Annotated in this window: 6 protein-coding genes; 4 read left to right on the forward strand and 2 right to left on the reverse strand. The window is 72.5% G+C overall.

What is annotated here, in order from left to right; genetic code table 11:
- The 3 genes from ABDW35_RS31160 to ABDW35_RS31170 all read left to right on the forward strand — a co-directional run.
- Positions 1–1157 (forward strand): ATP-binding protein (locus ABDW35_RS31160; protein ID WP_343717732.1); only part of this gene is annotated, 1157 nt, incomplete at its 5' end.
- Positions 1157–1870, forward strand: coding sequence for a response regulator transcription factor (locus ABDW35_RS31165; protein WP_343717733.1), 714 nt, complete (start codon positions 1157–1159; stop codon positions 1868–1870). The genes ABDW35_RS31160 and ABDW35_RS31165, both read left to right, overlap by 1 nt.
- 71 nt (positions 1871–1941) lie before the next feature.
- Complete coding sequence (locus tag ABDW35_RS31170; protein WP_343717734.1) at positions 1942–2505, forward strand: RebB family R body protein; 564 nt, start codon at positions 1942–1944, stop codon at positions 2503–2505.
- On the opposite strand, the gene ABDW35_RS31175 is transcribed toward ABDW35_RS31170, so the two are convergent.
- On the reverse strand, positions 2502–3098 hold the full coding sequence (locus ABDW35_RS31175; RefSeq protein ID WP_343717735.1) for a TetR family transcriptional regulator: 597 nt from the start codon (positions 3096–3098) through the stop codon (positions 2502–2504). The two genes, ABDW35_RS31170 and ABDW35_RS31175, sit on opposite strands and share 4 nt — an antisense overlap.
- 130 nt (positions 3099–3228) lie before the next feature.
- On the opposite strand from ABDW35_RS31175, the gene ABDW35_RS31180 reads away from it, so the two are divergent.
- On the forward strand, positions 3229–4755 hold the full coding sequence (locus tag ABDW35_RS31180; protein WP_343717736.1) for an FAD-dependent monooxygenase: 1527 nt from the start codon (positions 3229–3231) through the stop codon (positions 4753–4755).
- On the opposite strand, the gene ABDW35_RS31185 is transcribed toward ABDW35_RS31180, so the two are convergent.
- Positions 4752–5557: MFS transporter (locus tag ABDW35_RS31185; protein ID WP_343717737.1), on the reverse strand; the 806-nt coding region annotated here is incomplete at its 5' end. The two genes, ABDW35_RS31180 and ABDW35_RS31185, sit on opposite strands and share 4 nt — an antisense overlap.

Genomic DNA, 5557 nt, shown 5'->3' on the forward strand with positions numbered 1-5557 from the left:
TTGGGTTCAGCCGCAAGCTGGCGGCGATCGCCTCGGCCGACGACCTGCTCTGGGCCGCGGCCTACCAGATCGCCTCGATGCTGAAGCTGCGCGTCGTCGTGCTGATGCCGCAGGACGGGTCGCTGCAGGTGGTCGCGGGATATCCGCCGGAGGACCGGATCGAGGAGGCGGAACGGGCGGCCGCGCAGTGGAGCTGGGCCAATGACCGGCCGGCGGGGCGGGGGGCGGACACGCTGCCCGGCGGCAGATGGCTGTTCCTGCCCTGGCGCACCGCCTCCGGCCAGATCGGCGTGGTCGGCATCGACCGCGACCAGCCGGGGCCGCTGCTCAGCCCCGACGACCAGCGCCTGCTGGATTCGCTGATGGACCAGGCGGCGGTGGCGATCGAGCGGGTGCGCCTGGCCAAGGATGTCGACGAGGTCCGCGTGGTGGCGGAGACGGAGCGGCTGCGCGCCGCGCTGCTGACCTCGATCAGCCACGATCTGCGCACGCCGCTGGCCTCGATCATCGGCGGCATCTCCAGCCTGCGCCGCTACGACGCCACCTTGGACCCGGCGGCGCGCGGCGAATTGATGGAGACGGTGGAGGACGAGGCCGAGCGGCTGAACCGCTTCGTCGGCAACCTCTTGGACATGACCCGCCTCGAGTCCGGCGTGCTGCAGCCGAAGCTGGTGGCGACCGAGGTGGCCGAGGTGATCGGCGCCGCGGCCGACCGCAGCGCGGCGCTGGTCGCCCGGCACCGGCTGGTACTGGACATCGCGCCGGACCTGCCGCTGGTCCTGCTGGACCCGATCCTCCTGGAGCAGGTGCTGGTCAACCTGATCGACAACGCCGCCAAATACGCCCCGGCCGGCACCGGCATCACCGTGTCGGCGCGGGACGAGAAGGGGCTGGTGATCCGCGTGCTGGACGAGGGCGACGGCATCCCGGAGGACAAGCTGGAGGCGATCTTCGACAAGTTCCACCGCATCCAGCAGGGCGACAGCGCCCAGGCCGGCACCGGGCTGGGCCTGGCGATCTGCCGCGGCTTCGTCGAGACCATGGGCGGGAAGATCGTCGCCGGCAACCGCGGCGACCGGCGCGGCGCGGTGTTCACCGTGACCTTCCCGCCGGACCTGGCGGCGCCGGCGCTGCCCGGCATTTCGATGGGGATGTGATGACGACCTCGCCCGAGACGCGGCCGGCGCCGCGCATCCTGATCATCGACGACGAGCCGCAGATCCGCCGCTTTCTCAAGATCAGCCTGGCCGCCGACGGCTATGCCCCGATCGAGGCGGCCGGCGGCACCGAGGGGCTGGAGCGGATGGTGCAGGACCGGCCCGACCTGGTGATCCTCGACCTCGGCCTGCCCGACATCGACGGCCAGCAGGTGCTGAGCCGGATCCGGGAGCTGTCGGCGGTGCCGGTGATCGTGCTGTCGGTCCGCGCCGGCGAGGCCGAGAAGGTCGAGGCGCTGGACCGCGGCGCCAACGACTATGTCACCAAGCCCTTCGGCATCGCCGAGCTGACCGCCCGGCTGCGCGCCGCCCTGCGCCGCGGCGGGCAGGAGGACGAGGCCGCGGAGGCGGTGATCGAGGCCGGGCCGCTGACCGTCGACGTGCCGCACCGCCGCGTGCGGTTCGAGGGGAAGGAGATCCGGCTGTCGAAGAAGGAATTCGAGATCCTGCGCCTCTTGGCCGCGCATCGCGGCCGGGTGGTGACGCATCAGAAGATCCTGCGCGAGGTCTGGGGCCCGGCCCATATCGACGCGATGCAGTATCTGCGCGTCTATGTCGGCCAGCTGCGCCAGAAGCTGGGCGACGACCCGGCCCGGCCGCGCCTGATCGCGACCGAGGCCGGCGTCGGCTACCGGCTGGTGGTCGAGGGGTAGGAAGGGACTCCCGGCGGCCCGGGCGCTATACTGGCCGCCGTTTTCCACGATGCGGATTGCGGGAGACGATCATGGCCGAGATCGACAAGCCCGGGCACGCCGACATGGTGATGGTGGAGGTGCCGGCCCAGTTGATCGCCGCGCTGTACCAGGCGGTCGATCACGCGACCGGCAGGGCGCATGCCGGCGTCGAGGTCGAGTCGCCGGCCCAGGCGGTCGCCCTGCTGCACCAGGCGGCCGGCCTGTCCGACCGCCTCGACCTGCAGGACGCCGCGCATGACCAGCAGGCCCTGAACCAGATCAGCGCGGCGGTGGTGTCCAAGGCGATCGCGCTGATCATGGCCATCGGCGATCAAGGCCACATGACATCTCTGGTCGCCGCAGGCCCCGTCGTCCCCGAAGACCTTGCGGTGCTGATGGGCAATCTGTTCGAGGCAACGAAGCCTTCGACCGGTGCGGAGTTCGCGGACGCCGTCTCGCAGCAGCAGCAGAACACGGATGCCCAGGAGACGACGACCGAGGGCCTGTTGGAGATCTACAGCCTGGACACCACCGCGGCCGCCGGTGCGACCAAGCCCGTGGCGCAGACCGGCGCCGCGGCCAGGCCGCAGAGGCTGCACGACGACACCGACTAGGACGGCTGGACGTAAGGCGTCCCGGCCAGGGCGGCGTCGACGCCGGTGAAGCCGCGCTCCATCACGGCCGACAGGGCCGGCACGGGCTCCCGGGCCTCTCGGAAGGCGCGCAGCGCCTCGCGATAGGCCACCACCAGCGTCGCCATCAGCATCGTCGCGGCCAGGCGCGCGCCGGGGTCGGAGCGCGGCTGTCCCGCCGCGCCGGCCAGCAAGGCCGCGAGATCGTCGGCCAGCGTCACCTGCAGCTCGCAGGCGCGCGCCGTCAGCGCCGGGCTGTCCGCCACCATGCGCCAGAACCGGACGGGCCGCTCGGACATCCGGAACAGGGGATGCCCGCTCTCCGCCAGCCGGCGCATCAGAGCCTGGACCGCGGCGACCGGCGGCTGCCGGTCGCGATCCGCAAGCGCGTCCCGCACCAGCGTCCGCACCTCCTCCTCACGGTCGAAGACCAGGTCCTCCTTGCGGGGGAAGTAGTTGAACACGGTCTTCCGGGCGACATCGGCCTCCTGCGCGATATCGGCGACGGACACGGCGTCGAAGCCGCGTTCGACGAACAGGCGTGTGGCGACGTTGGAGATCGCCTGGCGCGTCATCTCCTTCTTGCGGTCTCGGAGTCCGGGCGGGTTTGACATGCCGGAGCTTATACCATATATATATTTATACTGAGTGTAAAAATTAAGCCGAGCCGATGCCGCCGGCGGACACTCGCCTGAGGAATTTACCGTGATCCATGATGTCCTGATTGCCGGGGCGGGCCCCGTCGGCCTGTTCCTCGCCTGCGAGCTGCGCCTCGCCGGCTGTTCGGTGCTGGTGCTGGAGCAGTCCGAGGATCCGCGCTCGCCCCTGAAGCGCCTGCCCTTCGGGCTGCGCGGCCTGTCGGCCCCCACCCTCGACGCCTTCCACCGCCGTGGCCTGCTCGACGACATCTCGCGCGTCTCGGACGGCGCCGGCGCCCCGGCCGTCGCGCATTGGGCGGGGCAGGGGCGCCGCCCGGGCGGCCATTTCGCCGGCCTCCAGTTCTTCCAGGACAGGATCGACCCCTCGGCCTGGCCGTATCGCCTGCCCGGCCCGGCCGGCACCAGCCTGGCGGTGGAGATGGAGCGGATCGAATCCGTCCTGGCCGACCGTGCCGTTGCCATGGGCGTCGAGATCCGGCGCGGCCGCGGCGTGGAGGCCGTCGACCCGTCGGAGGACGGCGTGACCATCCATGCCGGCGGGGAGATGGTCCGCGGGCACTGGCTGGTCGGCTGCGACGGCGGCCGCAGCACGGTCCGCAAGGCGGCCGGCTTCGCCTTCGCCGGCACCGATCCCGAATTCACCGGCTATTCCGTCGAGGTCGAGATGGCTGATCCGGAGACGCTCAGCCCCGGCCGCCATTACACGCCGGCGGGCATGTACACCTTCGCCCGGCCCGGGACGGTCGCGATGGTCGATTTCGACGGCGGCGCCTTCCACCGCACCCGGCCGATCACGCTGGAGCATGTGCAGGCGGTGCTGCGCCGTGTCTCCGGCACCGGCGTCACCGTGACGGCGCTGCGCCAGGCCGCCACCTGGACCGACCGCGCCTTCCAGGCCACCGCCTACCACCGCGGGCGGGTGCTGCTGGCCGGGGACGCCGCGCATATCCACTCCCCGCTGGGCGGGCAGGGGCTCAATCTCGGCTTCGGCGACGCCATCAACCTCGGCTGGAAGCTGGCGGCCACGATCCGCGGCGACGCGCCGGCCGGCCTGCTCGACAGCTATGAGGCCGAGCGGCATCCGGTGGGGGCACAGGTGCTGGACTGGTCGCGCGCCCAGGTCGAGCTCATGCGGCCGGCCCCCGGCCCGCGCGCGCTGCAGGCGATCATTCGCGATCTCATCGCCACGGGCGACGGCGCGGCCTATTTCGCCGGCCGGGTCTGGGGCGTGTCCCTGCGCTACGATCTCGGCGGCGGCCACCCGCTGGTCGGCCGCAGCGCCCCCGATTTCGAGCTGGCCGACGGCACGAGGCTCGGAGAGCGCCTCAGGACCGGCAAGGGGCTGTTCCTGGATTTCGACGCCGAGGCCGCGCGGGCGGAGCTGGCCGGCCGGTGGGGGCAGCGGATCGGCTATGTCGCCGGCGATGCCCGCGACAGGCTGGGCCTGAGCGCCGTGCTGGTGCGCCCCGACGGGATCGTCGCCTGGGCGACTGGGGCCGCCGGAGACCTCGATGGCGCCGCCTCGGTCGTCACGCGCTGGTTCGGCGAGCCCGCGGTGGCCGACCCGATCTAGGCCGCCGTCCGGCCGGGCTCGTGCCGCGTAGCCGGCCGGGCGCGGCCGACGCGCAGCGCCACCGGCAGGCACAGCAGCGGCGCCAGGGCGACCAGGCCGAACAGCCAGCCGGCGGCGCTGGCGGTGCCCGCGATTCCGCCCGGGTCCAGCAGGCCGCCGAGATTGGCCACCATGCCGGCCAGGGCCGCGGCCAGCGCGGTGACGAACATCTGCACCGTGGTCAGCGAGCTGGCGGCCAGCGTCTTCTCGTCCTCCGGCGCGGTCTGCAGCGCCCGGGTCAGCAGATGCGGCCAGGCCGAGCCGATGCCGAGGCCGATGCACACCAGGGCAACGCAGATCGGCGCCAGCAGGGTCCAGTCGCCACCGCCGGCGACCGGCACCAGCGCCGCCAGGCAGGCCATGCCGGCCAGGGCCAGCGCCGGGCTGGCCAGGATGGCGCGGCCGGCCGCGCGCCCGCCGGCGCCGGAACTGGTGATCGACCCGGCCGACCAGCCGGCCGACATCAGCGCGGCCAGATAGCCGGAGACCAGCGGCGTCTGCTGGTGCAGCACCTGCAGGAACAGCGGGATGAAGATCTCCGTGCCGGTCACCGTCACGGTCAGCAGCGACATCACCACGAACAGGCGGCTGAGCGGCGTCGACAGCCGGAAGATGTCACGCGGCAGCAGCCGGGTGCGGGCCCGGCGCTCGACCCCGATCAGCGCGGCCATCAGCGCCAGGGCGACGGCCAGCCCGGCGATGCCGATGCGGATGTCCGGCGAGACGCTGCCGGCAGAGACGACCAGGACCGAGGCGGTGAGCA

This window comes from Inquilinus sp. (assembly GCF_039594555.1).
In the GTDB taxonomy this organism is placed as follows: domain Bacteria; phylum Pseudomonadota; class Alphaproteobacteria; order DSM-16000; family Inquilinaceae; genus Inquilinus.

Bases quoted from the DNA above. Each gene is read 5' to 3' on its own strand.
- ABDW35_RS31165 (WP_343717733.1), top strand. From the start codon at position 1,157: ATGACGACCTCGCCCGAGACGCGGCCGGCGCCGCGCATCCTGATCATC.
- ABDW35_RS31170 (WP_343717734.1), top strand. From the start codon at position 1,942: ATGGCCGAGATCGACAAGCCCGGGCACGCCGACATGGTGATGGTGGAG.
- ABDW35_RS31175 (WP_343717735.1), bottom strand. From the start codon at position 3,098: ATGACGCGCCAGGCGATCTCCAACGTCGCCACACGCCTGTTCGTCGAA.